Raw genomic sequence first — 25444 nt, 5'->3', positions numbered from 1 at the left:
CGTCTCATCCGGCTCAGTTTCCTTCGGCCACCTGCCGCAGGTCCCGCCACAGCTGTTCCACGTGGGAGCGCTCCGTGCCCAGCGCGCCAATGGAAACCCGCACCATCCAGCGGCCCTCCAGCACGGCGGGGGAAACATAGGCCCGACCGGCGAGGTTCAGTTGCCGGGCCCAGTGCTGGGTGTGCTCATCGACCTGCTCGGCGCTGGCGCCCTGCGGTTCGTGCACCACGCACACGGTCTGCAGGTTGACCGGGGCGGCGAGCTTCCACTCTGGGGTGGAGCTGACCTGTTCGGCCAGCCACTGGGCGTTTTCCAGGTCGCGGCGCAGCCGGGCGCGCAGCTGCTCGGCCCCTTCGGCGCTCAGCATAAACCACAGCTTCAGGGCACGGAAGCGCCGGCCCAGCGGGATCCCCCAGTCGCGCAGATTGGTCACCTGGTCATCACGTTCGGAACGCAGGTAGCTGGGGTTGGTGCCCATGACGCGTTCCAGATGCTGCGGGTCGCGCACGAAGTACAGGGAGCAGTCGAACGCCACCCCGAGCCACTTGTGGGCGTTGACCACGACCGAATCGGCGTACTCGATCCCGTCCCACATCCAGCGGTACTCGGGCAGGATCATCGCCGAGCCGGCCATGGCCGAGTCCACGTGGAACCAGATGTCCTGGCGCGCTGCGATCTCTCCCAATTCCCGCAAGGGGTCAACAGCGGTCGTGGTGGTGGTGCCGGTCGCGGCCACGATGGCAGCGGGGATGCGTCCAGCCGCGCGGTCCTGCTCGATGGCCGCGGCCAGTGCGGCCGGGTCCATGGCGTGGTTCTGGTCCGTGTCGATCCAGTGGATGTTCTGCCGGCCGAACCCTGCCAGCAATGCGCCCTTTTCCACCGAACTGTGGGCATAGCGGCTGGCGTAGACGACCAGGGGCGCTTCCTCAGTCTGCAGGCCGCCGCGGGCCAGGGCGAAATCGGTGGCGCGTTCCCGCGCGCACAGCAGCGCGATCAGGGTGCTGCTGGAGGCCGAATCCTGGATGGAGCCACGGAACTGCTCGGGCAGCCCAAAGAGCTGGCGGGTCCAGTCCACTACGGTCTGCTCGATCTCGGACAGGGCTGGGCTGGATTCCCAGGACAGGCCGAGCACTCCCAACCCGGTGCCCAGCATGTCCCCGAGCACCGAGGACAGCTCCGAGTTCGACGGGAAGAATCCGAAGAAGCTGGGGTGTTGCCAGTGAGTGAGCCCGGGCATCACGATGCGCTGCACGTCCTCTAGCAGTCCCGCCCCGCCGTCGCCCTCTTCCGGCGCCTGCGCGGGCAGCTGCGCGGCCACCTGGCCGGGTTCGACGGTGGACATCACCGGCTGCTGGTCGATGCCGGCGCGGTAGTCGGCAATGAAGTCCACCAGTTCGTGGGCCTGGCGGCGGAATTCCTCCGGTGTCATCTAATCTCTTTCCCTCGTGCCTGATGGCCTTCCTGCATGGTATCGGCCGCACCTGCGCTGCACCGATTCCGGATGCCGGTTCAAACTACCCGCGGCGCAGCTGTTGGGAGAGCTCGTGGGCGTGGTGCAGCAGCAATGCCCCCAGTTCCGGGCGGCGCTCGGGGGTGAAGCGGGATTCAATGCCGGTCACGCTCAGGGCCCAGGCCGGGGACCCGGAGGCGTCAAAGACGGCGGCTCCCATCCCCCAGCTGCCCTCGACAATCAGCCCTGGGTTGACCGAGTAGCCCAGTTTGCGGGTTTCGCGGACCTTCTCGCGCAGCCGGGCCGGGCTGTGCGCGTCTCCGTAGCGTTCGGTGAAGTCATTGGCCTGCAGGTAGCGCTCCACGACCGGAGCGGTCAGGAAGGCCAGGATCGCGATCCCGGCCGAGGCCACGCCCAGCGGGAAGCGTTTGCCCTCGTAGAGCACGAACGAGCGGATTGGGAAGGCGCCGTCCTGGCGCAGCAGGCACACGGTCTCGTCCCCGCGCCGTGCGGAGAGAAAGGCGCTTTCCCCGGTCGCTTCGGCGAGCGCGGCGACGTGCTCCCGGGCCATGTCGCTGATGTCGTAGCGTTCGGCCGCGACCGCTCCCATCAGGTAGAGTTCCGGACCCAGCAGCCAGCGCCCGGCCTGGTGGTCGTGGTCGCAGAACCCCTCTGCCACCAGTGCGCCAAGCAGCCGGTGCACGGTGGGGCGCGCCAGCCCGGTATGCCGGGCGACCTCGGTCGTGGTGATGCCCTGCGGCATGGCCCCGCTGACCGTGCGCAGCACCGCGGCCAGCCGTCCGACCACTTGGGCGCCTGCGGGAGTGGGAGTCATGATCACATTATGGACGAGCCGCGTCCACGGCGCTGTCGTGTGACGTGCCGCTTGACTTCGCTAAGCGGCACGTTCCCCATCAGGCGGACCATGCGGCCCGGCACCGGTTGGACAGTACTCGCCCGGCTTTCGGCGGCTCGCGCAGGCCGGTCAAAGCGGTGGCCACTTCGGCAAAGACGGCGGTCCGCACCGGTCCCCACGCCCGGGCAACTGCGTCACTATCCAAGACGCGAAGGCGCCTGAACCGCCGCCGGCCGGCACCCGCTGGCGCCCGTGGCCCGCGGCCGCTGGTAGTTCGCTGGGCGCGGCGGGACGGCGGGCACCGATTCGGTAGCCTGAGCGCGAAATGCTCGGGGCAAGGAGGTGGGACGGTGGCGCGTGGTTCCGTTCGCCGCAGGCGCGGTCGTCTGCAGATTTCGCGGCAGCTGCGGCGCGGGGAGTTCGTGTATCTGCAGCGCGGGGAGCAAATTACCGATCCCGAGGAGCTGGAACGCATCAAGGCCCTGGTCATTCCGCCGGCCTGGCATGACGTGCAGATCTCCGCTTCCCCCAGCGCCAAGGTGCTGGCCCGCGGGGTCGATGACGCCGGACGGCGTCAGGCGATCTACCACCCCTCGTTTCGGCGCCGCCGCGAAGAGGAGAAGTTCGCCAAGCTCAGTGAGTTCGGCCAAGCCCTGCCGGCGCTGCGCAAACAGGTGGCGGCGGACATGGAGCGGCGCGGAACCAGCCGCGAGAAGGTGGTCGCCTGCGTGATCAAGGTGCTGGACAAGGGGTACCTGCGCATCGGCACCCCGAAATATGCCCGGCAATATCGCTCCTATGGGGCGACCACGCTGCGCCGGCGGCATACCCGCATCAAGGGAACCAGCGTCACCTTTGACTTCAACGGCAAGAGCGGACAGCACCAGACGGTGACGATCGAGGACGCGCAGATGGCCCGCTTCGTGAAGAAGCTGCGGGAGATGCCCGGCTATGAAGTCTTCCGCTTCACCGATGATGAGGGACAGCTGTGTTCGGTGCGCAGTGAGCATGTCAATGAATACCTGCATACGAACATGGGCAGCCAGTTCACGGCGAAGGACTTTCGCACCTGGGGCGGAACGCTGACGGCCTTCGCCTCCCTGCTGGACGCCGAGGTTGACGGCGCCAGCCCGCAGCGGGAGCTGACGCGCGCTGAACGCGAGGCCGTGAAGCAGGCCGCCTCGGTGCTGGGCAACACCCAGTCCACGGCGCGCAAGGCCTATATCGCCCCCCGGGTGCTGAAGCTGGCCGGGGACCCCGAGAAGCTCGAGGACCTGCGCGGTGAGCGCAAGCGCCGGCGCGCGCGCAAGTACCTGAGCGTCGATGAGCAGTGCCTGCTGCAGCTGCTGGAAGAAGACAGCGCATAGATTGCCCCCTCAGACTGTTCATATTGTGGACGATAGTTCCTCTTTTCCTCATCCATCGAGCACTTGAGCTTAGTTTATTGAGGCCTTTCCCCGTCTTGGCTAGGTTCATTGGTAATGACGAGCGCTTCCACAAGGTGGACGTAGGAGGAAACCATGGCAAGCAAATTCCGGCAGGACGCCACAGCGGCCCTGGCCGAGGTCGTCCAGGACGGGATGACCATCGCCGTCGGCGGCTTCGGTCTGAGCGGGATACCCACCCGATTGATCACGGCACTGCGCGATTCCGGGGCGAAGAACCTGACCATCGTGTCGAACAATATGGGGGTAGACGGCAAAGGCCTGGGCCTATTGATCGAAAATCAGCAGGTCGCCAAGGTCATGGCCTCCTACGTGGGTGAAAACAAGCTGTTCGCCCAGCAGTTCCTTTCCGGCGAGCTCGAGGTGGAGTTCGTTCCCCAGGGCACCCTTGCCGAGCGGCTGCGCGCCGGGGGTGCCGGGATCCCGGCGTTCTACACGCCCACCGGTGTGGGCACCCCGGTGGCAGAGGGGAAACCGGTCATGGAGTTCGACGGGAAGCCGGCCATCCTCGAACGTGGAATCGTTGCCGACATCGCCCTGGTGCGCGCCCACCAGGCGGACGCGGAAGGCAACCTGCGGTACCGGATGACCGCGCGGAACTTCAACCCGCTGGCCGCCATGGCCGGGAAGTACACGTTCGCCGAGGCCGAGCACATCGAGCAGGACTACCTGGATCCGCAGCTGGTGGACACCCCGGGGATCTTCGTGCAGTGCCTGGTCGAGGCGGACCAGATCAAGGACATCGAACAGCGCACCGTGCGGGTGCGGCAGGAGGCATGAGCATGTGGACCAGGGATGAGATGGCAGCCATCGCCGCCAGCGAGCTGGTGGACGGGCAGTACGTCAACCTGGGGATCGGCATCCCCACACTGGTGGCCAATAACCTGCCCGAAGGCGTGTCGGTAAAGCTGCAAAGCGAAAACGGCCTGCTGGGCATGGGACCTTTCCCCTACGCGGGCGAGGAGGATGCGGACCTGATCAACGCCGGCAAGCAGACCGTCACCGTGCTGCCCGGCGGCAGCTTCTTCGACTCCGCCACCAGCTTTGGAATGATCCGCGGCGGCCACGTGCAGACCGCCATCCTCGGCGCACTGCAGGTGGCGGGCAACGGGGACCTGGCGAACTGGACCATTCCCGGCAAGCTGGTCAAGGGCATGGGCGGGGCCATGGACCTGGTGGCCGGCACCCCGCGGGTCATCGTGATCACCGACCACGTGGCCAAGGACGGCACCCCGAAGATCGTGAAACATTGCGACCTGCCGCTGACCGGCGTCGGCGTGGTGGACCGGATCATTACCGACCGCGCCGTATTCGACATCGAAGAAGGGCGGCTGATCCTGCGCCGCCTGGCAGAGGGCGAAAGCCCGGAATCAATCAAAGACATCACCGCAGCAAAGTTCAGCATCGACCTTGAGGAGTCACAGGCAGCATGAGTGTAAAGATCGCCGGATACGCCCGCACCCCCTTCATGCGCTTCAACGGCGCACTGGCCGGCGTTGAGGCCACCGAGCTGGGGGCGCACGCGGCCAAGGCGGCCCTGGAACGCGCCGGGGTTCCGGCCGAAAAGGTTCAGTACGTGATCGCCGGCCAGGTGCTGCAGGCCGCGGCCGGGCAGAACCCGGCCCGGCAGAGCGCGGTCGGGGCGGGGATTGGCCTGGACGTCCCGGCCATCACGCTGAACGCGGTATGTCTTTCGGGCACCGAGGCCGTCGTGGCGGCCACCCGGATGATCAACGCCGGGGAGGCCGACATCGTCCTGGCCATTGGGCAGGAATCAATGTCATTGGCACCCCACGCACAACGCGCGCGGGCCGGTACCAAGTACGGGGCCATCGAAATGGTCGACACCCTGGAGTTCGACGGGCTGACCGACGCGTTTGAACGTCGTTCCATGGGCGCCTCCACCGAGGAGCACAACCAGAAGCTCGGGATGACCCGTGAAGCGCAGGACACCCTGGCCGCCGCCTCCCACCAGCGGGCCGCGGCCGCCGCCCAATTCCTGGCCGGGGAAATTGCGCCGTTGACCATCACCACCCGTAAGGGGCAAAGCGAACACGCCGCCGATGACGGGGTGCGCCCGGACACCACGGCACAGTCCCTGGGCAAGCTGCGCCCCGCCTTCGCCAAGGAAGGAACGATCACCGCCGGGAACTCCTCGCAGATCACCGACGGCGCGGCGGCCCTGGTGCTGGTCAGCGACAGGGCCGTCACCGAGCTCGGCTTGAAGCCGATCGCCGAGATCCTCTCCCACGCCTTCGTGGCGGGCCCGGACCGCACCCTGCACGAGCAGCCGTCCAACGCCATCCAGGCCGCGCTGCAGCGCACCGACTACACGACCGCAGATCTGCAGGCCGTGGAAATCAACGAGGCCTTCGCCGCAGTGGGGGTACGCTCCACCGAGCAGCTGGGACTGAGCGAGCAGATCGTGAACCGCCATGGCGGGGCGATTGCGCTGGGCCATCCGATTGGCGCCTCCGGCGCGCGGATCATCGGTACCCTGGCCCGCCAACTGCAGCAGCAGGGCGCCGGAGCCATCGGTGCCGCCGGAATCTGCGGCGGCGGCGGTCAGGGCAGCGCGGTGGTGCTGCGCGCGGTGTAGCCGGAGCACACACCTCTACAAGCCGTTCCATGCTGTACGCATCTTCACGCCGTGGATGCGTACAGCTGTGTGCTTCCTGACTCATTCCAGACTCTTCCCATTAACCCCTGCGCTTTCGCTACAGTGCATCTCAATCCAGGTCCTTCTTGAAGGAGATGAAATGTCCAGCGTCAAGCATGATGTTGTGGTTATCGGCGGCGGAAACGCCGGCATTTCAGTTGCGGCGAGGATGTTGCGCAAAGGCAATCTGGATGTCGCGATTGTCGAACCCCGCGACCAGCACTTCTTTCAGCCCTTGTTCTCCCACATTGCCGCTGGTGCCGCAAAGATGAGCGAGGCGGTCCGCCCCCAGCATTCTGTAATGCCCAAGCAGGCGCGGTGGATTCAGAACCGGGTCACCCATGTTCAGCCCGAGGAAAATTCGGTGCTGCTGGCAGATGGAACGCAGGTTGAATATAAGCAACTTATAGTCTGTCCCGGGCTGCAGTTGGACTTCAACGCCATCCCGGGACTTCCTCAGGCCATGGATGGAGTGACGGGCAGCTCGGACTATGATCCTGCACTCGTCACCCGAACCTGGTCAATGATTGAGGAGTTCTCCAAGGGCACCGCGGTATTTGTGCAACCGCCCGGACCCGCCAAATGTGCGGGTGCCGCCCAGAAGGTGGCCTACATGGCCTGCGATTATTGGCGTGCTGCCGGGCCTCTGGCGGACATTGAAGTACACCTGGTGGTTCCCTCCCCCACAGTATTCGGCATGCCTGATGTGGACGCCGAGCTCAACCGAAAAATCCGTGAGTACGGCATTGAACTGCACACCTCAAGTACCCTGGAGTCGGTCAATGCAGAAACACGTTCCGTGAACCTGGACGCCGGAGCGGAAAAGGTGACCCTTTCCTATGACCTTCTCCATGTAGTGCCGCCCCAGTCAGCCCCCGACTGGCTGAAAGCTACTGACCTTCCCCGTCCGGAAACTTATGGGGGATTCGTCGATGTCGATGATCAACATTTGCGCCATCGCAGGTATCGGAATGTCTGGTCGCTAGGGGACGCCGCCGGCAGCTCGAACTCGAAGTCCGGCGGAGCGTTGCGCAAGCAGACAAAAGTCGTCGCACTGAACGTGCTGGACGTCTTGGCCGGCAAGGAACCGCGCCATTCGTACAACGGGTATTCGGTGTGCCCCTTTACATTGAGCCGGGGAACAGCATTCTTTGCCGAGTTCGATCAACAGTACCGGCCCATGAAGTCCTACCCGGTATTGAAAATGGCCAAGGAACGACGCTGGCAGTGGGTCATGGACCGGTGGATTTTTCCCCAGATCTATTGGCACATGATCCTCAAGGGTCGCGCGTAGCCTCCCGACGAACGCGCAGCGCGATCAAGGCGAGAGTTGTTCGTAGTCCAACAGCCATCTGCCTTGAACGTCCTGGCACTCGGGCTTCGTTTACTGCTGGACGAACTCGTGCAGGCGGTCGGTATTCAGTTCCAGGATCTGCCCGTTCAGCACGTGGGGGTGCGGGGTGTCAGAAAGCGCGCCGAGCACCAGCCGGATCAGGGTCCCGTGGCAGACAATCACCACACGGGAGTCGCTGTTCTCTGCAACCAGCTTGCGCAGGGCACGCACGGCCCGGACCACAACCTCATCCTCGGGTTCGGTCTGGGCCATCAGCTCTTCAAGTTCGGCGGCACTGAGCCCATCGGTGCTGCGGCCTTCGGCAGCACGGTAGTCGCGCTCCACCAGGTCATCGACCTCCAGGATCCGCCAAATGCCCAGGTAGTCGGCGATGATTTGGGCGGTCTGATGCGCGCGGACCAGCGGGGAACACACAACCAGGTCCCAGGGGCCTTCCTTGGACAGCTCTACCCCTGCGCGTTCGGCCTGTTGTCGCCCGGTCGAATTCAACGGTACGTCGCTGCGGCCCTGCAGCCGGTTGGCCACATTCCAGGCGGTTTCGCCGTGTCGAACCAGAACCCAGCGTTCCTCAACCGGCTCGTGTTCCTCGCTCATGCTGTCTCCTGCCTTTGTCCCAGACGGGCCGGTAAACGATGCCGGTCAACGTCACTACTGCGTTCTGCGGACGGCCGGCAGGCCGTCGCTTCCGCGACTGAAGCGGGCCTGGTCCCGTGGACCGGGCCCGTCTCCTATGGTGATTTGACCATATCGGCTTTGCCGAGACTAGCGGTAGCTCGTGTCACCGCTCTTTCAGGAACCCTCCACCGACGCCTGCTCCCAATGCCGCAACAGTATGCCGCTGAGGATGAGACGCCGCAACGATGTCTGCTTGCGCTAGATCAGGCGGGAACAGGAGCGGCCCTGAAATCTCAACGACCACCGCGCGCCGCACGCACTGTTTGATCCACGTGTTCAGGGTACTTAGTAGTGATACCGCACCTGCAAGATCGTCACTGCGTGGTCATCAGCAATATAGGCGAGCCGATTGACTGCATCGATGCGCCGCGACCATGCGCCAGCCAAGGCGTGTTTTAGGGCTTCGGGTTTGCCGATCCCTTCAAAGGGCTCATCGCCCAGGATGTCTTCGATCAGCGCGTTGATGCGCTTGAGCGTTTTTCTGTCTTGGGTTTGCCAGTAGAGATAGTCTTCCCATCCCGCTTCAGCCCATGCGAGCACTCTGTCGCTCATGGGTCAACGAGCCCATGCTCAGTTGAGTTTCCTTCCTGCGCTGTTTTAAACGCTTCAAGCAGGCGCAGTGCGTTCTTGGGAGACCTCAGCAAGTAGCTTGTCTCAACCAAAGCGTCATATTCGTCTTTCGACATCAGGATCGCCGAGCCCCGCTTGGACACAATCTCAACTTCCGTTTGGTCAAGATTGACCTTCTCAACCAACCCAAACAAATCACGACGCGCTTCACTCGCTGTTATCGCCACAACCCCTCCTAGTCGTACCAGGTGTGGTACCACTCTGGGATCGCTTGGACAGCTCTCAGAGCAGACATTTCTTGGGCAAAGTGTTGGTACGCCGGCGCCAAGCACCTTTGCCTAGTACCGGCTCCAGCCGTCGTGGTGCGTAGTCTCACGGCGCGCAGCCGGTCAACGGACTACTCTTAAGGGGAGAAATCTTTCCCCGCATTTGTAGGAGCCCCTCCATGACCGGCAGCAAAGTTGTTTCCTTCGGCCACTACCAGCCCGATCGGATCGTGCCGAACTCCGAGCTGGAAAAGCTGGTGGAAACGAGCGACGAGTGGATTACTCGCCGCGTCGGGATCCAAGAACGCCGCTGGGCCGGCGAGGGTGAAAGCGTGGACTTCATGGCCACCGAGGCCGCCAAGATGGCCCTGACCAACGCGGAGGGCATCGAGGCCAGCGACATCGATCTGGTCGTGGTGGCCACCTGCACCGCCCTGGACCGCACCCCGAACATGGCAGCCCGGGTGGCACTGGCCCTGGGCATGGAGCAGAACCCGGCCGTCATGGACGTGAACACCGCCTGCTCGGGGTTCAACCACGCCCTGGCCACCGCCCAGCACGCGATTATGGCCGGCAGTGCCACCAAGGCCCTGGTCATCGCCTCCGAACGACTGACCGACGTCACCGACTTCACGGACCGCACCACCTGCGTGCTCACCGCCGACGGCGCGGGCGCCGTGGTGGTGACCGCCTCCCAGGAGCAGGGCATCTCCCCGGTGCTGTGGGGCTCGGTGCCGCAGATGTCCGATGCCGTGCGCATTGAGCACTCGAACAACGACAAGTTCGCCCAGAACGGGCAGAGCGTCTACCGCTGGACCGTCACCCAACTGCCGAAGATCGCCAAGCAGATCATCGAGCGTGCCGGACTGGCCCCGGAGGAGATCGGCGCGATCGTGCTGCACCAGGCCAACCTGCGCATCATCGAACCGCTGGCCGAGAAGATCGGGGCCCCGAACGCACGGGTGGCCACCGACGTGGTCTACTCCGGTAACACCTCGGCCGCTTCGGTGCCGCTGGCGTTGTCCAAGATGATGGCCGACGAGCCGCTGCCCTCGGGCACCAAGGCCCTGCTGTTCGCCTTTGGCGGCGGGCTGACCTACGCGGGCCAGGTCATCACCATTCCGTAACCAGCACCGCGCAGACGCCGGGCCTCTGGCCGGTCCGGTGTCTGAGTTGATTGGAGGGCCCCGCGTGGAGATCCTGAGCAGCCGGGTGCTGCTGCGCCCGGTGGACCCGGTGGCCACCCAGCATTTCTACCGGCACACGCTCGGGCTGGCGGTGGCCCGCGAATTTGGTCCCGCTAACGCACCGGGCCTGGTCTTCCACCTGGGCAACGGGTTGCTGGAGGTTTCCGGAGCGCGCACCGCCAGTGAGCCGTCCTCCCTGCAGTTGTGGCTGCAGGTGCGACAGGTGGGCGAGGAGGTGCGGCGGCTGCGGACCGCCGGGGTGAAGGTGCTGCGCGAGCCGCGCACCGAACCGTGGGGACTGATTGAGGCCTGGATCCAGGACCCGGACGGCACCCGCATCGTGCTGGTGCAGATTCCAGAGGATCACCCGCTGCGTCGGGATCAGCGTAGCTAACGCACCGGCGGCCGGGCCGATAGCCAAACTAGGCGATGGGCGTGGACACCAAGGGTGTCCACGCCCATCCTCGTGCCGCGTTGCGTTCAGGACTTTAGAAGGTGATGACCGGCTTCAGCGTCGACCCGTTCGCCGAGTCGGCGAATGCCTGGTTGATGTCGGCGAAGTCGTACTTCTTGATCAGCTTGTCGAACGGGAACAGGCCCTGCTGGTGCAGGCTGACCAGTCGGGGAATGAATTCCTTCGGTACCGCGTCGCCCTCGATGACCAGGTGCAGGTTGATCCCGGCCAGCAGCTGCGTGCCGATATCCACCTTGGCCTCCGTCCCAAGCTTCGCGGCCCCAACCAGCGCGCCGTGCCCACGGGTCGCCAGTGAGTTCGACATCTGAGTGAAGACCATCGGCACGCCGGTGGTGTCCAGTGCGAATTGGGCACCGCCGGCGGTGATTTCCTTGATCGCCGCGGCCGGGTCGGTCTCCTTGGAGTTGACCACGTGGGTTGCCCCGAGCTCCTTGGCCAGTTCCAGCCGCGAGGGGACGATGTCCACCATGATGATCGTGGTGGCACCCGCGGCCTTGGCGGCCATCATTCCGGCCATTCCCACGGCTCCGGTGCCGAAGATCGCCACGGAGGAGCCGGGGGTCGGCTTTAGCACGTTCAGCACGGCCCCCGAACCGGTCATGATGCCGCAGCCCAGTGGGCCGAGAATGTCCAGTGGCACGTCATTGGGCACCTTCACCGCACCGCGGGCCGGGACGTTGGTGAACTCGGCAAACGAGGACTGGCCAAAGAAGTGCGAGCCAACCGGACCGTTTTCATCAGAGAAGGCCTTGGAGCCGTCCGGGCGCTGGGCGCCGAAGTTCTTGTCGTAGAAGCTCACGCAGTACATGGGGTGTCCGGCCACGCACTGTTCGCAGTGGCCGCAGTAGGCCGGGCCGATCACGACCTTGTCCCCCACGCTGAATCCCTCAACGTCATCTCCGACGGCTTCAATGATGCCTGAGCCTTCATGTCCCAGGACGACCGGCAGCGGGACCGGGTACCACTGGTCGCGGATTATGGCATCGGTGTGGCACACACCGGAGGCGACCATGCGCACCCGCAGTTCATCCGGGCGGGGCTCGTCAAGTTCGAGTTCACGGATTTCCAGGTCGGTTTGTGGGGCCGTGGCTACGGCTGCTCGGGTCTTCATGGACCGCCTCTTTCCTCAGGGTAAGGGCGCTGCCGGACGCGACCGGCAGCGCGGATGCCGGGTCCCGTGACGGCCTGGAAGCAACCACCGGTTCCGGCATGATTTCCATGCCGCCCCCAGCTGTTGTGCCCCGGCCCAACAGGACCCAAGCACAGCCTAAACCGTCAAGGTGAAATTTTCATTGACGCGTCATGTAATTGGGATGAAGCCCCTTCACGCGGCACGGGAGCGCCCACTTCCCCTGACCCCAGCGGCCATCGAAAAAGCCCTCCGGCCCGGCGTCCGCAGCGGTTGCGCATTCACCCGAGCCACGCTCACTTGGGACTTTGCGAACCCCTGCGGTCAGATTTGACGTAGGCAGCATCACATTGTCATACTCGACACCGTGAACCTGTCAGACAGCTGGACACCCGGACAGCAGCCGATCTCCCGCACCAGTGCCTCCGAGGCCGTTTTCCAGTCCCTGCGCACCGCCATTGAAGAACAGCGCATCCCGCTGGGCAGCAAGCTGGGCTCGGAAGCCAGCCTGGCCGCCGACTACTCGGTCAGCCGCTCGGTGATCCGCGAGGCCCTGCGCTCCTGCGCCGCCTTGGGCTTGACCCGCACCGAAACCGGGCGCGGCACCTTCGTGGTCTCCCACCGGCCCAACCGTGAACTGGTCCTTGGCGGGTTCTCCTCCTCCGACCTCTACGAGGCCCGGCCCCACATCGAGATCCCGGCCGCCCGGCTGGCCGCCGACCGGCGCACCGAGGAGGACCTCGAGCGATTGCGCGGGCTGATTGAGCAGATGGAAGTCGAAGACGACGCCGCCGCCTGGGTGGAATTGGACGCCGCCTTCCACGCCGCCGTGGCCCGCGCCAGCGACAACTCCGTCTTCGACCGGGTGGTGGGGGACATCCGTGATGCGATGGCCCGCCAGTCCGAGACCGTCAACCTGGTCACCGGCCGCCGCGGCCCCTCCAACCTGGAGCACCGGCTGATCGTCGAGGCGATCGCCTCCGGCGACGGGGACGCGGCAGGAGCAGCCATGGGTGAGCACCTGAGCAAGGTCCAGCAGGCCGTCTCGCTGATCGTGCGCAGCACCCCGTGAACCAGCCACCGAACAAGCCACCGCAAGCCCACCAGGATGAAGTGAACCAGGACGCCATGACCCCACCGCCTTCCAGCCAGTCCGCGACCGAGCAGGCCGCGGCCACCAGCCACCCCTCCCTGCAGGAACTGGCGGCCTCCGGGCTGCCCGGGCACGTTCCGGTCGCGGCGGTGACCCGCGGTGAGGCGATCGAGTCCGTGCACTACGGTTCGGCCGTGCTGCTGGACCCGCAGGGCCGGATCCTGGCCTCGCTGGGTGACACCAGCTCCCGCTTCTACCCCCGCTCGGCGCTCAAGCCGCTGTTCGCGGTGGGAATGCTGCGCGCCGGGCTGGAACTGGACGACGAACAGCTCGCCCTGGCCGCCGCCAGCCACTCCGGCTCCCAGCGCCACCAGGACGTCGCGCTGGGCACCCTGCACGCGGCCGGGCTGCAGGCGGCGGACCTGGGCAACTCCACCGACCTGCCCTACGGTCCCGCCGAGCGCACCGCCTGGCTGGCCGCCGGGGGCGCAGCCACCCAGCTGGCGCAGAACTGCTCGGGCAAGCACGCGGCGCTGCTGGCCCTGTGCAGGCTCAAGGGCTGGGACACCGCCACCTACCTGGCCCCGGGCCACCCGGTCAGCGAACTGCTGGCCGAGACCGTGCAGGAGCTGACCGGGGAACAGATCACCAGCGCCAGCGCGGATGGCTGCGGCACCCCGGTCTACCCGCTGAGCCTGCCGGCCCTGGCCCGCGGCTTCGCCCGGCTGGCCAACGCCCCGCAGGGCAGCGCCGAGGCCCGGGTGGCCGCGGCGATGCGCCGCCACCCCGAACTGCTGGCCGGGGAGTGCCGGGATGTGACGGCGCTGATTCGCGCGGTGCCCGGGCTGATCGCCAAGGACGGATTCGAGGGCGTCCAGGCCGTGGCCCTGGCCGACGGGACCAGCCTGGCGGTGAAGATCGCCGACGGCTCGGACCGGGCCCGGATGCCGGTGACCGCCAAGCTGCTGCTGGAGCACCTGGGCGGCGCGGCCCCCGCGGGGCTGCGCCAGCTGGCCAGCTCCCCGGCCTACGGCGGCGGAGAAGTGGTCGGCGAGCTGGCCGCACTGTAGCCGGCCGGTCTTTACCGCACCGGTGGCCTGCGGGCTTGTCCCGCCCCACAGTTTTGGCAGCGCGCCCGCGCTGCCCCATGAAGTTTCACGCAACAGATTTCACAAAGGAGTACATCTGCCATGTCCACCACCCTGCTGTCGGGACAGACTCGCACCGAGCATGACCTGATCGGTGACCTGGAAATTCCGGTGGAAGCCTACTGGGGCGTGCACACGCTGCGCGCCAAGGAGAACTTCCACATCACCGGCACCACCCTTGAGGGCAACCCGCACCTGATCAACGCGCTGGCCCGCGTGAAGCAGGCCGCCGCCCGGGCGAACCACGAGCTGGGGCTGCTGGACGCCGAACGCGCCCAGGCCATTGACCGGGCCTGCGAGGCGGTGGCCGGCGGGGCGCTGCACGACCAGTTCATCATCGACCCGATCCAGGGCGGGGCCGGGACCAGCACCAACATGAACGCCAATGAGGTCATCGCGAACCTGGCCCTGGAGATCCTGGGCCATGCCAAGGGCGAGTACCAGTACCTACACCCGAACGACCACGTGAACCTGTCCCAGTCCACCAATGACGCCTACCCGACCGCGGTGAACATCGCCACCTACTTCGCCACCCAGCCGCTGCTGGCCGCGATGCAGCAGCTGGAGGATTCCTGCCTGGCCAAGGCCACCGAGTTCCGCACCGTGGTGAAGATGGGCCGCACCCAGCTGCAGGACGCGGTGCCGATGACCGTGGGCCAGGAGTTCGGCGGCTGGGCGGTGACCCTGCGTGAGGACCGGGACCGACTGGCCGAGTCGCTGAGCCTGGTCACCGAGATCAACCTGGGCGCCACCGCGATCGGCACCGGGCTGAACGCCCCGGCCGGCTACGCCGAGGCCGCCTGCCGCCACCTGCGCGAGCTGACCGGCCTGCCGCTGACCACCAGCCCGGATTTGATCGAGGCGACCAGCGACGTGGGCGCGTTCGTGCACCTGTCCGGTGTGCTCAAGCGCGTGGCGCTGAAGATCTCCAAGATCTGCAACGACCTGCGCCTGCTCTCCTCCGGCCCGCGCGCCGGGCTCTACGACCTGCAGCTGCCGGCAGTGCAGTCCGGGTCCTCGATCATGCCCGGCAAGGTCAACCCGGTGATCCCCGAGGTCGTGAACCAGATCGCCTACCAGGTGGTGGGCCACGATCTGACCGTGACCATGGCCGCGGAGGGCGGGCAGCTGCAGCTGAACGCGTTCGAACCGGTGATCGTGCACTCGATCGGGCTCTCGCTCAAGCACCTGACCAACGGCTGCCTCACCCTGGCCGAACGCTGCATCGACGGGATCACCGTGGATGAGGCGGCGCTGCGCCGCGAGGTGGAGAACTCCATCGGCCTGGTCACCGCGCTGAACCCGCGCCTGGGCTACGCGGCGTCGACCTCGATCGCGATGGAGGCGCTGCACACCGGACGCGGTGTGGCCGAGCTGGTCCTGGAACGCGGCCTGCTCTCCGCTGAGGATCTCAATGAGCTGCTCTCCCCCGAGCGCCTTGCCAATCTTTCCGACTAATCCCCCCACCCAAGGATACTGATGGAGCATTCCACCACTGGGAACACCCCCGTTCCCGACGCCTCGCTGACCGCCGGCGACGCGGACTACCACAAGGGCCTTTCGGGCCGGCAGATGCAGATGATCGCGATCGGCGGGGCGATCGGCACCGGACTGTTCATGGGGGCCGGCGGACGGCTGGCGCAGGCCGGGCCGGGCATCGTGATCAGCTATGCGGTCTGCGGCTTCTTCGCCTTCCTGATCCTGCGCGCGCTGGGCGAACTGGTGATGCACCGGCCCTCCTCGGGCTCGTTCGTCTCCTACGCCCGTGAGTTCTACGGGGAGAAGGCGGCGTTCGCCACCGGCTGGCTGTACTGGCTGAACTGGTGCATGACCTCGATCGTGGACATCACCGCCGCGGCGCTGTACATGAACTTCTTTGGCAAATACGTGCCCTGGATCGGCGCGGTGCCGCAGTGGCTGTGGGCGCTGGCCGCCCTGCTGCTGGTGCTGTCGATGAACCTGATCTCGGTGAAGGTCTTTGGTGAGCTGGAGTTCTGGTTTGCGCTGATCAAGGTGGTGGCGCTGGTCGCCTTCCTGCTGGTGGGCTGCTACTTCGTGATCTTCGGGACCCCGATCGAGGGCCACCAGGTCGGATTCTCGTTGATCAGCGACAACGGCGGGCTGCTGCCCAGCGGCCTGATGCCGGTGCTGGTGCTGATGCAGGGCGTGGTGTTCGCCTACGCCTCGATCGAGCTGATCGGCACCGCGGCCGGGGAGGCGAAGAACCCGGAAAAGGTGATGCCCAAGGCGGTGAACACGGTCATCGTGCGCATCGCGGTGTTCTACGTCGGTTCGCTGGTGCTGCTCTCCCTGCTGCTGCCCTACACCGCCTACAAGGACGGCGAGTCCCCGTTCGTGACGTTCTTCGGCGCGATCGGCGTGCAGGGCATGGATGTGGTGATGAACCTGGTGGTGCTCACCGCGGCGCTGTCCTCGTTGAATGCCGGGCTGTACTCCACTGGCCGGATCCTGCGCTCGATGTCGCTGAACGGCTCGGCCCCGCGCTTTGCGGGGCGGATGAACAAGGCCGGGGTGCCCTACGGCGGCATTGTGATCACCGCGGTGATCGCCGTGTTCGGTGTGCTGCTGAACGCGATCGTGCCGGCCAAGGCGTTTGAGATCGTACTGAACTTCGCCGCGATCGGCATCATCTCCGCGTGGGCGATGATCGTGCTGTGCCAGATGGCGCTGGTGAAGAAGGCCCGCGCCGGCCAACTGCAGCGCCCGTCCTTCCGGATGCCGCTGGCCCCGGTCTCCGGGTGGGTGACGCTGGTCTTCCTGGCCCTGGTGCTGGTGATGATGGCGTTCGACAACCCGGTGGGCACCTGGACGATCGCCTCGCTGGCGATCATCATCCCGCTGCTGGTGATCGGCTGGTTCCTGTGCCGTGACCGGATCAACGAGATCGCCGCCGCCCGCCTGGCGGCCGAACGCCGGGTGCAGGAAGACGAGGCCGAACACAGCCGCCTCTAGGCTGGAGCGGCCCTTGACCCACCCAAGGGGCCCGAATCCGCAGTGCGCTGCGGGTCCGGGCCCCTTCGGCGTTGCTGCGGCACCACGGATGAGCCGGTGATTCTGGGAGAGTGGGCCAAGCCCTTCACTTTCACCCGCCCGCTTGGGATGCTGGGGCCATGACGCTCTTTAATCCCATTATCCGTCCAGGCCAGGCCCAGGCTGCCCGGGTCCTGGTGCAGGTAACCCCGGACTATCTGAGCCAAAAGTCCGGGTTCGATCTGGCCCTGTTGCGTGACTTCGAGGCCGGGCGCGTGGAGCTGGACGCCGACCAGCAGGAGAAGCTTCGCGCCGCCCTGGAGGGCCTGGGCGCCGTCTTCCTGCCCGAGGACGAGGAGTTCGGCCATGGTGTGCGCCTGAAGTTCAACTCCCGCAAGGCCCATTCGATTCGCACCTGGGAAGGTGAGGGCGGCGCGGCCCAGCCCGACGTCGTCTAGGTGCTGCGGGCCGTAACCCGGCACGGTGCACCGGTCCCGCGGCCAGTCGGCGCCCGAAGGGATCCTGCCTTCGGGCGCCGGCTGCAGGCATGCACGGCCTAGGCCGGACGCAGGCTGAGCATGATCTGCCGCACCGTCTGGTATTCGGGGCTCTGCACGATCTGGCGGGCCTGGTCCACGGTGACGTGGTCCTCGTCAATGCCCAGCAGTTCGGGCAGGTCCCCGGTGGATTCCATGACCGAATACAGGTCCTTCTTGGGACTGAAGTAGGACAGTGCCGGCTGCTGCCCGCGTTCGGCGATCATCTCATCGTTGATGAGCATGACCAGGAATTTCTCCTCGGTATCCCCATCGGATTCGGTGCTCACGTAGTGCTCGGCATAGAGGCTGGCCGGTTTGCTGAGCTTGGCCGGCAACGCCTCCTGTTCAATCTTGGTGCGCTGGTACGTGTCCATGTCTCCGTCGGTGTCCTCCGCGGAGTTGGCCTTGAACTCGATCAGGGTTCGGCCCTTCTCGTTCTTGACCTTCCACTCGGTGAACGGGTTGTCCATCGGATCCTCGTTCGGGTCGCAGTGCTCGCAGTCATCGGGAACGACGGTCCAGTCCTTCGGATGCTTGAAGCTCAGGCCCTGGGTGGAAAACTCCTGCCACTGCGACGTCTGGGTTTCGCTGGGCTGCGGGGTCTCACTGGTCGGGGTCTGGGTCTGGGTTGGTTCACTGGACGGGGATGCGCTGCTCGGCGGTGCCGAGGTGGTGGGGGATGGGGTGGCCGGGGCCGAGGTGGGCGAGGGGCCCGGGTCGGCCGGGGTGGTGTTGCAGGCGGCCAGCAGGAACATGGCGGCCGCGGCGCCACCAAGGTACAGGGCGGGGGTCTTTCTCGGATTCATGAAAATCGCCTCCTGGATCCACCTTGCCCGAGCCCCGGCGCAGTTCCAAGACCCAGGGACCGGATTCCGCGCGAACTCCATGAATCGGTGCGGAACCGTTATGAGTCAAGCCCGGGGTAACGAAACCGGAAAGCTGGTCTCTTTGACGCGTGGACTAGTGCCAAGGCGTATTCGGTGGAATGATGTGTGAGGTGGAACACTCTAAGCATTCATTTCATAATCTGGATTCGTATATCGCACTGCAGCGCCTGAACGGGCTGCGCCTCTCCCCCGACGGCAGCCGGCTGATCACCACGGTGGCCGCACTGAACGAGGAAGGCACCAAGTACCTGAACTCGTTGTGGGAGCTGGACCCGGCCGGCCGGCAGCCGGCGCGCCGCCTCACCCACGGGGAGCAGGGCGAATCCCAGCCCCGCTTCAACGCCGCGGGCGACCTTTTGTTCGTGGCCAAGCGTTCGGAGAAGGAGGACGCGACCGCCGGGGTGTGGCTGCTGCCCCGCAACGGCGGCGAAGCCCAGCTACTGGCCGAGCACCCGGCCGGGATCGACACGTTCACCACGCTGCCCCACGCCCCGGCCGGACGCCGCGAGAACCTGGTGATCACCGCGCACTCGTTGCCCGGGGCGCGGGACATCGAGGAGGAAAAGGCGCTGCGCGAGCTGCGCAAGGACAAGAAGGTTGATGCGATCCTGCACACCGGCTACCCGGTGCGCTACTGGGACACCGATTTGGGTCCCCAGCGGCCCAACTACTACACCGCGTCGGTCAGCCAGGACCCCGCCACACCGGCCGAACTGCACAACATCACCCCCGGGGCCGGCGGGCACCTGCTGGAGGCCGGGATGGACGTGGCCCCCAACGGCCAGTTCCTGCTCACCGACTGGAGCCTGCCCGAAGGCCGGGGAAGCATCCACACCGGCATCATGCGCATCGACCTGGAGACCGGGCAGCGGGAGCTGCTGCTGAGCCCGGATGAACGCTACGAATACGAGATGGGCAGGATCAGCCCTGACTCCACCCAGCTGATCTACACCCGCGCCGAACGCTCCACCCCGCAGCGCCCGGTGCACCCCACGCTGTGGCTGATGAACCTGGACAGCGGGGAATCCCACCAGGTCGCCGTCGGCTGGGACCGCTGGGCCAGCTCCATCACCTGGCTGCCCAACGGCACCGGGGTGCTGCTCACCGCCGATGACACCGGCCGGGCCCCGGTGTTCCACCTGGCCCTGGAATCGGACAAGGTCACCCGGCTGACCACCGAGGGCGCCTACAGCGACGTGGCGATCTCCCCGGATTCACGTTCCGCCTACGCGCTGCGCGCCAGCTACGAGTACCCGGCCGAACCGGTGAAGCTGGACCTGGCGCACATCTCGGCGCTGGAGGAGGGCGAGCAGGTGCAGCTGCAGGAGCTGGATTCCCCGGTGCAGCGTCCGCAGCTGCCCGGCACCCTGCAGGAGGTGGACACCACCGCCGCGGACGGAACCAGCATTCGCGCCTGGCTTGCGGTGCCGCATGAGGCCGGAGCGCAAAATCAGGCGCCGCTGCTGTTGTGGGTGCACGGCGGGCCGCTCTCCTCCTGGAACAGCTGGAGCTGGCGCTGGAACCCGTGGCTGCTGGTGGCGCAGGGCTATGCGGTGCTGTTGCCGGATCCGGGGCTGTCCACCGGGTACGGGCAGGAGTTCATTGCCCGCGGCTGGGGCATGTGGGGTGAGCATCCCTACACGGATCTGATGGCAATCACCAACGCCGCGGAACAGCGCCCGGAGATCGACGCCAGCCGCACCGCGGCGATGGGCGGCAGCTTTGGCGGCTACATGTCCAACTGGATCGCCGGGCAGACCCGGCGTTTCAAGGCCATCGTCACCCATGCGAGCCTGTGGGACTTGGACGGGTTCGGCCCGACCACCGATGCGGCGTTCTACTGGGCCCGGGAAATGCAGCCGGAAATGGTCACCAAGTACTCGCCCAGCCGGTACGTGAAGCAGATCCGCACCCCGATGCTGGTGATCCATGGGGACAAGGACTACCGCGTGCCCATCGGCGAGGGCCTGCGGCTGTGGTACGAGCTGCTCTCCCTATCCGGGCTGCCGCAGCAGGCCGACGGTTCGACCGCCCACCGCTTCCTGTACTTCCCGCAGGAGAACCACTGGATCCTCTCCCCGCAGCACGCCAAGCTCTGGTACCAGGTGGTGATCGGCTACCTGGCCGAACATGTGCTGGAGCACGAGCCCCAGCCGCTGCCCGAGGTGCTGGGGCTGCGGCCCCCGCAGAACCCGGAACCCCAGCAAGACTAGGCCGGCTCCGTCCCGGCCCCGGCGGCATGGCCCGGGGCCGGGCCGGCTACTGCCGCACGGCGCGGCGCACCAGCTGGGCGTACACCTCGGGGTCATCCTCATCGACCACGAGGAACCCTGCACCGGGCTGGCCAACCTGGCGCATCGTGATGCCGGGGTTGTGGCTGCTGCTGCCATCGGGCAGGAAAAAGTGCGGGCTTCCCTGTACGTCTTCGCGGCAGTCCAGGTAGGTGCGCATCATCGCTGCCCGGGCCCGGCCGGTATCCAGTGCCTCGCGCAGCCGGTCCACATCGACCCGGTCGCAGTCCGTGGCAATGTCCAGGATTTCGTGGCGCATGCTGATGCACCGGCTGTCGCGCCAGAACCCCAGGCGCAGCGCCATGTCCAGCTGTTCGGCGGCACGGGCGGACTGTTCCTTCGCCGCGTGCACCGCTTCATTGGCCGGCAGGCTGGTGACCGGGTATTCGGAAGGGTCCCGCTGCCAGGGCTTGAACCCGAGTTCCTCGGCCAGCGCGCCGACAACCGGCTTTTCCCCTTCAATGATCTTGGTGTTCAGGGCCATCCGGTTTACGTCCTCCAGCAGGAACAGCTGGGGGTCCAGCGTCAGTTGGTCTTCCAGGCCCGCCGCTTCACGGGCCTGGTAGAAACGATGGAAGGCAAGGGTGGACCAGCCGCACATCACATCGGTGAAGGCGACCACGGTGCCCGGTGATACTTGTGGTGGTGTCATCTGCCCAGCGTGGCAGGATCCCGCCGGCAGGTCACCGGTGTTGCGGCAATTGGCAGGTTCGCCCGGCACCCGTCCCCCGGCAGCGGTGGACGGGTGCCGGCCTGGCCTCCAGAGAGCGCCGGATCAGTCCAGCAGCAGCGCCGGTTCCTCCATGATGGCCGCGACGTCGGCCATGAACCGGGCCGAGAGGTCCCCGTCCACCACGCGGTGGTCGAAGGAGCCGCCCAGGGTGGTGATCCAGCGCGGCACCACTTCCCCGTCCACGACCCACGGCTTCTGGCGGATCGTGCCGAAGGCGACGATCGCCACCTCACCGGGGTTGATGATCGGGGTGCCGGTATCGATGCCCAGCACGCCAATGTTCGTGATGCTCAAGGTGCCGTTGCGCATGTCCTCCGGGGCGGTCTTCCCGGCCCTTGCTGTGGTGGCCAGCTCGTTCAGCGCGATCGCCAACTCCCGCATGGACAGGTTCTGCGCGTCCTTGATGTTCGGCACCAACAGCCCGCGCGGGGTGGCGGCGGCGATGCCCAGGTTCAGGAAGTGCTTCTGGTGGATCTCCGCGCCGTTCTCGGTCTCCACCCAGCTGGCGTTGACCGAGGGGTTGCGGGCCGCCGCCCAGATCACCGCGCGGGCCAGCACCAGCAGCGGGGAGACCTTGATGCCCTCGAAGTCGCGGGACTTCTTCAGCCGGGCAATGTATTCCATGGTCCGGCTGGCGTCCACGTCCACGAAGATGGACACGTGCGGGGCGGTGAACGCCGAGTCGACCATGGCCTTGGCCGTGGCCTTGCGCACCCCGCGCACGGTGATCCGCTCGATGCGGGTTTCCTGACTGGCGCCCTTCTGCCAGTACAGCGGTGCCGCGTCGCGTTCAGCCGCGCGCTGGGCGTTGTAGCTGTTGACGTCTTCCCGGGTGATTTCCCCCTGGGTTCCGGTGCCGACCACGTCCTGCAGGTCAATGTTCAGTTCCTTGGCCAGGCGCCGCACCGGCGGCTTGGCCAGCACCCGGTCCATGAAGTTGGCGACCGCGGGCTTGCGCTTGTCCACTTCCCGGGCGACCGCGGCCCCCAGGCCCTGGGCGCGGCGCGAAATCTGGTCGGCCAGGGCGGCCGGGGCGCTTTCGGCGCGCACCGCGGCGGTGCGCTTGCCCGACTCGCTGGGCGCCGGGCGGTTCACCCGCTGGCGGCGGTGCGAGGCGTCCGCGGTGGGGCCGGAGCCGACCAGCGGGCCGGGTTCCTCGCTGGCCACCGGGGCGGCGGTGGCCAGGGCCTCGGCCGGTTCCGGGGTTCCGGTGGGGGCCGGTTTGTTCCCCTCTTCGTCGATGGTGATCAGCGGGGAGTCCACGGCCAGGGTTTCCCCCTCGGCGGCGTGCAGCTCGGTCACCACCCCGGCGTAGGGGCTGGGCAGCTCCACCAGCGACTTGGCGGTTTCGATCTCAACGAAGACCTGGTTGACCTCCACGGTGTCCCCCACCGCGACCTTCCAGGCGGCAATGTCGGCTTCGGTCAGTCCCTCGCCCACATCGGGCAGGTTGAAGGTAGTCATGATTTTCTCCTTGGACCGTTTCTAGTATGCGAAGGAGCGGTCGAGCGCTTCGAGCAGCTTGTCGATGTCGGGCAGGTACTGGGATTCCACCTTCGAGATCGGGTAGGGCATGTGGAACCCGCCCACCCGCAGCACCGGGGCCTCCAGGTACAAGAACGCCCGTTCGGTGATGCGCGCGGCGATTTCCCCGCCCAGCCCGCCGAAGGTCGGCGCCTCATGGGTGACGATCAGCCGTCCGGTCTTCTGCACCGATTCGGTGATGGTGTCAAAGTCAATGGGTGAGAGTGAACGCAGGTCGATGACCTCGACCGAGCGCCCGTCCTCCCGGGCCGCCTCGGCGGCGGCCAGCGCGACCGGCACCAGCGGACCGTAGGCGACGATGGTGGCGTCCTCGCCGGGGCGCACCACCTGGGCCTTGAAGGCGTCCAGGGTCGGGGTTTCGGTGTCCACCTCGCCCTTGAGCCAGTAGCGGCGCTTGGGTTCCAGGTAGATCACCGGGTCCTGGCAGGCGGCGGCCTGCTGGATCATCCAGTAGGCGTCGTGCGCGTTGGAGGGGGTGATGACCCGCAGCCCGGCGGTGTGCACGAACAGGGCCTCCGGGGATTCGGAGTGGTGTTCAATGGAGCCGATGCCGCCGCCGTAGGGGATGCGGATGACCACCGGCATGTTGATCCGCCCCTCGGAGCGGGTGCGCATCTTGGCCAGCTGGGTGGTGATCTGGCTGAAGGCCGGGAATACGAAACCGTCAAACTGGATTTCGGCCAGCGGGGTGTGCCCGCGCAGGGCCATGCCCACGCTGGCGCCCACGATGCCCGCCTCGCCCAGCGGCGAGTCGATCACCCGGTGGGCCCCGTACTTGCCCTGCAGTCCCTCGGTGATGCGGTAGACGCCGCCGAGTTTGCCGATGTCCTCACCGATCAACACGGCGTGGTCATCGTTTTCAAGGATCTTGTCCAGCCCGGCGGTGATCGCCTTGGCCAGGGTCATGGTGGTGCTCACGGTTACTTGCCCTCGTTTCCGGCCTGGTCGGCGAATCCTGCTTCATACTCCAGGTGCCATTGCAGTTCTTCCTTCACCAGCGGGTGCGCCTCGGCGTAGACGTGCTCGAAGACCTCGGCCAGGGACGGGACCGGGAAGGCCATGGCGTCCTTGCGCACCCGGGCGGCCATCTCATCGCCGTCGCGGGCCAGCTGTTCGAAGAACTCGTCATCCACCAGCCCCTGCTCGCGCAGGTAGGTTTCCAGGCGGACCAGCGGGTCCTTGGGATCCCAAGACTGCTCCTCCGCGCTCTGGCGGTACTTGGTCGGATCATCGGCGGTGGTGTGCGCGCCCAGGCGGTAGGTGATCGCCTCTATGAGCACCGGGCCCTTGCCGCTGCGCGCGTGCTCCAGCGCCCAGCGGGTGGCGGCCAGCACTGCCAGCACGTCGTTGCCGTCCACCTGCAGGCCCGGCATCCCATAGCCGGCGGCGCGCTGCACCAGCGGCACCTTGGACTGGACCTCGAACGGCACGGAAATGGCCCACTGGTTGTTCTGGCAGAAGAAGACCACCGGGGCGTTGAAGCTGGCGGCGAAGACCATGGATTCGTGGGTCTCACCCTCCGTGGAGGACCCGTCACCGAAGTAGGCCATCACGGCCTCGCCCTCGGTGGCGCGGCGCTGCTCATCCCAGTCGTGCTGTTCCAGATTCACCGCCATGCCGTATCCGGTGGCGTGCGGCAGCTGGGCGGCGAGCACCATGGTGTACATGTGGAAGTTGTTCTCCCGCGGATCCCAGCCCCCGCCGGAGATGCCGCGAAAGAGGCGCAGCATTTCGGAGAAGTCGACGTTGCGGGTCAGCGCCACCCCGTGTTCGCGGTAGGTGGGGAAGATGTAGTCCTCCGGGCGGGTGGCCCGGCCCGAGGCGATCTGCGCCGCCTCCTGCCCGCGCAGCGGAACCCAGAGGCACAGCTGCCCCTGGCGCTGCAGGGCGGTGGCCTCCGCATCGAAGCGGCGGGTGAGGGCCATGTCGCGGTAGAAGTCCCGCAGCATTTGCTCGTCCACATCCTGCAGGTAGGCATCGTAGAACTCATGGGAGTGCCGTTTGCCGTCCGGAGTCAGTAACTGGATGAACTCCTGATCCGATGCCTCGGCTGCACTAGAGGGCATGCGTTTCCCTTCAATCAAATATGCCTCATGCGGAATACATTCCGCATGAGACATATACGGCTTGTCCTGGGATCAAGCCTAGCGG

Annotated in this window: 24 protein-coding genes; 13 read left to right on the top strand and 11 right to left on the bottom strand. The window is 66.4% G+C overall.

Annotation, left to right across the window (positions count from 1 at the left end; genetic code table 11):
* Positions 1-13: 13 nt before the first annotated feature.
* Both FDN03_RS07870 and FDN03_RS07865 read right to left on the bottom strand, forming a co-directional pair.
* Positions 14-1429: a pyridoxal-dependent decarboxylase gene (locus tag FDN03_RS07870; protein WP_138175729.1), complete on the bottom strand. Its 1416-nt coding sequence runs from the start codon at positions 1427-1429 to the stop codon at positions 14-16.
* 85 nt (positions 1430-1514) lie between these two features.
* On the bottom strand, positions 1515-2285 hold the full coding sequence (locus FDN03_RS07865) for an IclR family transcriptional regulator (protein ID WP_138175727.1): 771 nt from the start codon (positions 2283-2285) through the stop codon (positions 1515-1517).
* 371 nt (positions 2286-2656) lie between these two features.
* Between FDN03_RS07865 and FDN03_RS07860 the strand changes: the two genes are divergently transcribed.
* From FDN03_RS07860 to FDN03_RS07840, 5 genes are all read left to right on the top strand, one after another.
* Positions 2657-3673: a DNA topoisomerase IB gene (locus FDN03_RS07860; protein WP_138175725.1), complete on the top strand. Its 1017-nt coding sequence runs from the start codon at positions 2657-2659 to the stop codon at positions 3671-3673.
* Between the two features lie 153 nt (positions 3674-3826).
* Positions 3827-4531 (top strand): CoA transferase subunit A, encoded by a 705-nt coding sequence (locus FDN03_RS07855; protein WP_138175723.1) that lies wholly within the window; start codon positions 3827-3829, stop codon positions 4529-4531.
* Positions 4532-4533: 2 nt separating this feature from the next.
* Positions 4534-5184: a 3-oxoacid CoA-transferase subunit B gene (locus FDN03_RS07850; protein ID WP_138176141.1), complete on the top strand. Its 651-nt coding sequence runs from the start codon at positions 4534-4536 to the stop codon at positions 5182-5184.
* Complete coding sequence (locus FDN03_RS07845; RefSeq protein ID WP_138175721.1) at positions 5181-6350, top strand: acetyl-CoA C-acyltransferase; 1170 nt, start codon at positions 5181-5183, stop codon at positions 6348-6350. The genes FDN03_RS07850 and FDN03_RS07845 overlap by 4 nt, the downstream gene beginning before the upstream one ends.
* A gap of 160 nt (positions 6351-6510) precedes the next feature.
* Positions 6511-7704, top strand: a complete 1194-nt coding sequence (locus FDN03_RS07840; protein ID WP_138175719.1) for an FAD/NAD(P)-binding oxidoreductase — start codon at positions 6511-6513, stop codon at positions 7702-7704.
* Positions 7705-7794: 90 nt separating this feature from the next.
* On the opposite strand, the gene FDN03_RS07835 is transcribed toward FDN03_RS07840, so the two are convergent.
* The 3 genes from FDN03_RS07835 to FDN03_RS07825 all read right to left on the bottom strand — a co-directional run bounded on the left by FDN03_RS07835 (position 7795) and on the right by FDN03_RS07825 (position 9236).
* Positions 7795-8358 carry a histidine phosphatase family protein gene (locus FDN03_RS07835; protein ID WP_138175717.1) on the bottom strand — a complete coding sequence of 188 codons (564 nt, stop codon included), beginning with the start codon at positions 8356-8358 and terminating at the stop codon, positions 7795-7797.
* 366 nt (positions 8359-8724) lie between these two features.
* A complete protein-coding gene (locus FDN03_RS07830; protein WP_138175715.1) occupies positions 8725-8991 on the bottom strand; it encodes a Txe/YoeB family addiction module toxin in 267 nt (88 codons plus the stop codon).
* Complete coding sequence (locus FDN03_RS07825; protein WP_138175713.1) at positions 8988-9236, bottom strand: type II toxin-antitoxin system prevent-host-death family antitoxin; 249 nt, start codon at positions 9234-9236, stop codon at positions 8988-8990. The genes FDN03_RS07830 and FDN03_RS07825 overlap by 4 nt, the downstream gene beginning before the upstream one ends.
* Positions 9237-9454: 218 nt before the next feature.
* On the opposite strand from FDN03_RS07825, the gene FDN03_RS07820 reads away from it, so the two are divergent.
* Together FDN03_RS07820 and FDN03_RS07815 are read left to right on the top strand one after the other, a co-directional pair.
* The gene (locus FDN03_RS07820; RefSeq protein ID WP_138175711.1) at positions 9455-10402 is read left to right on the top strand and encodes a beta-ketoacyl-ACP synthase III; all 948 of its coding nucleotides are present in this window, start codon (positions 9455-9457) and stop codon (positions 10400-10402) included.
* A gap of 64 nt (positions 10403-10466) precedes the next feature.
* Entirely contained in the window at positions 10467-10856 is a 390-nt protein-coding gene (locus tag FDN03_RS07815) for a VOC family protein (protein ID WP_054821144.1), read from the top strand.
* Positions 10857-10950: 94 nt separating this feature from the next.
* On the opposite strand, the gene FDN03_RS07810 is transcribed toward FDN03_RS07815, so the two are convergent.
* Complete coding sequence (locus tag FDN03_RS07810) at positions 10951-12048, bottom strand: NAD(P)-dependent alcohol dehydrogenase (RefSeq protein WP_138175709.1); 1098 nt, start codon at positions 12046-12048, stop codon at positions 10951-10953.
* A 385-nt stretch (positions 12049-12433) separates the two neighbouring features.
* Between FDN03_RS07810 and FDN03_RS07805 the strand changes: the two genes are divergently transcribed.
* The 5 genes from FDN03_RS07805 to FDN03_RS07785 all read left to right on the top strand — a co-directional run bounded on the left by FDN03_RS07805 (position 12434) and on the right by FDN03_RS07785 (position 17756).
* Entirely contained in the window at positions 12434-13138 is a 705-nt protein-coding gene (locus tag FDN03_RS07805) for a FadR/GntR family transcriptional regulator (protein ID WP_212743881.1), read from the top strand.
* A gap of 56 nt (positions 13139-13194) precedes the next feature.
* Positions 13195-14229: an asparaginase gene (locus FDN03_RS07800; RefSeq protein ID WP_138175705.1), complete on the top strand. Its 1035-nt coding sequence runs from the start codon at positions 13195-13197 to the stop codon at positions 14227-14229.
* Between the two features lie 120 nt (positions 14230-14349).
* Positions 14350-15765, top strand: coding sequence for an aspartate ammonia-lyase (locus FDN03_RS07795; RefSeq protein WP_138175703.1), 1416 nt, complete (start codon positions 14350-14352; stop codon positions 15763-15765).
* 21 nt (positions 15766-15786) lie between these two features.
* Positions 15787-17280 (top strand): amino acid permease, encoded by a 1494-nt coding sequence (locus FDN03_RS07790; RefSeq protein WP_138175701.1) that lies wholly within the window; start codon positions 15787-15789, stop codon positions 17278-17280.
* A gap of 158 nt (positions 17281-17438) precedes the next feature.
* Positions 17439-17756, top strand: a complete 318-nt coding sequence (locus FDN03_RS07785) for a hypothetical protein (RefSeq protein WP_138175699.1) — start codon at positions 17439-17441, stop codon at positions 17754-17756.
* Positions 17757-17854: 98 nt separating this feature from the next.
* On the opposite strand, the gene FDN03_RS07780 is transcribed toward FDN03_RS07785, so the two are convergent.
* Positions 17855-18643, bottom strand: a complete 789-nt coding sequence (locus tag FDN03_RS07780; protein WP_138175697.1) for a hypothetical protein — start codon at positions 18641-18643, stop codon at positions 17855-17857.
* A 191-nt stretch (positions 18644-18834) separates the two neighbouring features.
* On the opposite strand from FDN03_RS07780, the gene FDN03_RS07775 reads away from it, so the two are divergent.
* Positions 18835-20937 carry a prolyl oligopeptidase family serine peptidase gene (locus FDN03_RS07775; protein ID WP_249354424.1) on the top strand — a complete coding sequence of 701 codons (2103 nt, stop codon included), beginning with the start codon at positions 18835-18837 and terminating at the stop codon, positions 20935-20937.
* Positions 20938-20983: 46 nt separating this feature from the next.
* Here the strand turns inward: FDN03_RS07775 and FDN03_RS07770 are convergent, their stop codons facing one another.
* From FDN03_RS07770 to pdhA, 4 genes are all read right to left on the bottom strand, one after another.
* The gene (locus FDN03_RS07770; RefSeq protein ID WP_138175695.1) at positions 20984-21667 is read right to left on the bottom strand and encodes a DsbA family protein; all 684 of its coding nucleotides are present in this window, start codon (positions 21665-21667) and stop codon (positions 20984-20986) included.
* Between the two features lie 123 nt (positions 21668-21790).
* Complete coding sequence (locus FDN03_RS07765; protein WP_138175693.1) at positions 21791-23212, bottom strand: dihydrolipoamide acetyltransferase family protein; 1422 nt, start codon at positions 23210-23212, stop codon at positions 21791-21793.
* 21 nt (positions 23213-23233) lie between these two features.
* Complete coding sequence (locus tag FDN03_RS07760; RefSeq protein ID WP_138176137.1) at positions 23234-24199, bottom strand: transketolase C-terminal domain-containing protein; 966 nt, start codon at positions 24197-24199, stop codon at positions 23234-23236.
* Positions 24200-24213: 14 nt separating this feature from the next.
* Positions 24214-25359 (bottom strand): pyruvate dehydrogenase (acetyl-transferring) E1 component subunit alpha, encoded by a 1146-nt coding sequence (gene pdhA / locus FDN03_RS07755; protein WP_171021177.1) that lies wholly within the window; start codon positions 25357-25359, stop codon positions 24214-24216.
* Positions 25360-25444 lie beyond the last annotated feature (85 nt).

Origin of the sequence: Glutamicibacter sp. V16R2B1, assembly GCF_005774635.1 — a bacterium.
GTDB lineage: Bacteria > Actinomycetota > Actinomycetes > Actinomycetales > Micrococcaceae > Glutamicibacter > Glutamicibacter creatinolyticus.
This window is presented reverse-complemented; position numbering and strand designations above follow the sequence as displayed.